This is a genomic window from Inquilinus limosus MP06, from assembly GCF_000767795.1.
In the GTDB taxonomy this organism is placed as follows: domain Bacteria; phylum Pseudomonadota; class Alphaproteobacteria; order DSM-16000; family Inquilinaceae; genus Inquilinus; species Inquilinus limosus_E.
On the sequence record NZ_JANX01000837.1, the window covers coordinates 1 to 1,930 of the forward strand.

2 protein-coding genes are annotated in these 1,930 nt (G+C 70.6%); both read right to left on the reverse strand.

Translation table 11 applies throughout. The features are described 5' to 3' along the window. Positions 1-48: 48 nt before the first annotated feature. Positions 49-894, reverse strand: a complete 846-nt coding sequence (locus P409_RS32995; RefSeq protein WP_081992138.1) for a MurR/RpiR family transcriptional regulator — start codon at positions 892-894, stop codon at positions 49-51. A gap of 9 nt (positions 895-903) precedes the next feature. Continuing rightward, positions 904-1,725: a carbohydrate ABC transporter permease gene (locus P409_RS33000; protein ID WP_034848669.1), complete on the reverse strand. Its 822-nt coding sequence runs from the start codon at positions 1,723-1,725 to the stop codon at positions 904-906. Positions 1,726-1,930 lie beyond the last annotated feature (205 nt).

Here is a 1,930-nt window from a genome sequence, read left to right on the forward strand (position 1 = left end):
GGAGGGGGGGACTTTAAAAAAAGCGATCCTCACGTTCCGATCCCCATCTCAATACCCCCGATCCGCCACGCTCTGCGCCGTGCGGCGGATGGCGTCGCGGGCGGCGGGGTCGCGGTCGGCGATGGTCTCGAACAGCATGTCGACGATCACCAGCTGGCTGATCTTCGAGGTCAGCGCCCCGCCGGTCAGCGGCGTCTCCGGCGCCGAGGCCAGCAGCACCATATCGGCCAGGCCGGTCAGCGGGCTCCTGCTGCGGTTGGTGATCGCGGCCAGGAAGACCCCGGCCTCCTTCGCCAGCGTCGCGGCGCGGACCACGTCGAGGGTGGAGCCGGAGCTGGAGACGGCCAGCGCCACGTCGCCCTCGGCCAGCGCCGCGGTCGCCATCGCCGCCATGTGCGGGTCGTCATGCGCCACCGCCTGCAGCCCGATCCGGGCCAGCTTGTACTGGGCGTAGCGCGCGGTGACGGACGAGGCGCCGACGCCGAACACCAGCACGCGCCGGGCCTTGCGCAGCCGGTCGGCCACCGCCTCCACCGCCGCCGGGTCCAGCAGGTCCTCGGTCTGGCGCAGCGCGTCGACGGCGCGGTCGACGATGCGGAACAGCGCATGCCGTCCCGCCTCCTCCGCCCGCGCCGGCTGAGCGGAGGCGAGTTCGGTGGCCAGGGCCAGCTTGAAACCCTGGAAGCTGGGGAAGCCCTGCTCGCGGCAAAAGCGGATCACCGAGGCCTCGGAGGAGCCGGAGGCCTCGGCCAGTTCGGTCACGGTCTGCGACAGCACCCGCTCCGGCCCCTCCAGCACATAGTCGCCGATGCGGCCCAGAGCCGGCGACAGGCCTGGATTGGCGGCGCGCAGGCTGGCCAGCACCTTGCGCCCGAGGGTCGGGGTCTCGCTCATGGCTGCATCCTACCCCTTCACCGCCCCGGCCAGCATCGCCCGGCCGAGATAGCGGTAGCTGACGAGGCCGAGCAAGAGCGGCGGCAGCACGCTGAGCATCATCGCCGCCGCGGTGGCGCCCCATTTCACGCCCCAGGAGGTGATGAAGAAGGTGGCGCCGACCGTCACCGGCACGGCGCTGCGGGTGGTCAGGATCAGGCCGAACAGGAACTCGTTCCAGCTGTAGATGAAGCTGAGAATGGCCACCGCCACCAGCACCGGCCGGGCCAGCGGCAGCACGATGTGGCGCAGCACGGCGAAGGTGGAGGCGCCGTCGACCCGTGCCGCCTCCTCGATCTCCTGCGGCAGGTCCTGCAGGAATCCCACCAGCAGGATCAGCGCCAGCGGCAGGTTGATGATGCAGGAGATCAGGGCGAGACCCAGCCGCGTGTCGAGCAGGCCGAGCGCCTGGTACAGCAGGTAGAACGGGATGGCGAAGATCACCAGCGGCAGGGCGCGCAGGTTGGTCACCACCGGCAGGATCGTCGTCGTCCCCTTCCCCAGCTTCGCCATGGCGTAGGCGGCCGGCACGCCGAGGCCGAGCGCCAGGACGGTGCCGCCGAGGGCGATGGCGGTGGAGTTCAGCAGATAGCGCGGGAAGTCCAGCGCCGGGTCGGTCAGCACCTCGGCGTAATGCTCCAGCGTCGGCGCGAACAGCCACACCGGCGGATAGGCGTTGATGTCGAGCGTGGTCTTCAGCGAGGTCAGCAGCGTGACGATGACCGGGATGTTGAGGATCACGACCGCCAGCAGGAACACGGCCCAGCGCAGCCCGGCGACCAGGCGGGTCATCGCCGCGGCCTCCGCTCAACTCGATATGAGCTCGCCATATTCTTGTCCCCCCTCCCCTTGCGGGAGGGGGGTAGGGGGAGGGGTCTGCGCGCGTCCGCGCGCGAATGCGAAGGGCACAGACCTCGCCGGTGATGTCGGAACGCCGAAAGGCTCGCCGGCTCCAGCGTCGGAAACCCCCTCCCCCTGCCCCCCCTCCCGCAAGGGG

Bases quoted from the DNA above. Each gene is read 5' to 3' on its own strand.
- P409_RS33000 (WP_034848669.1), bottom strand. From the start codon at position 1,725: ATGACCCGCCTGGTCGCCGGGCTGCGCTGGGCCGTGTTCCTGCTGGCG.
- P409_RS32995 (WP_081992138.1), bottom strand. From the start codon at position 894: ATGAGCGAGACCCCGACCCTCGGGCGCAAGGTGCTGGCCAGCCTGCGC.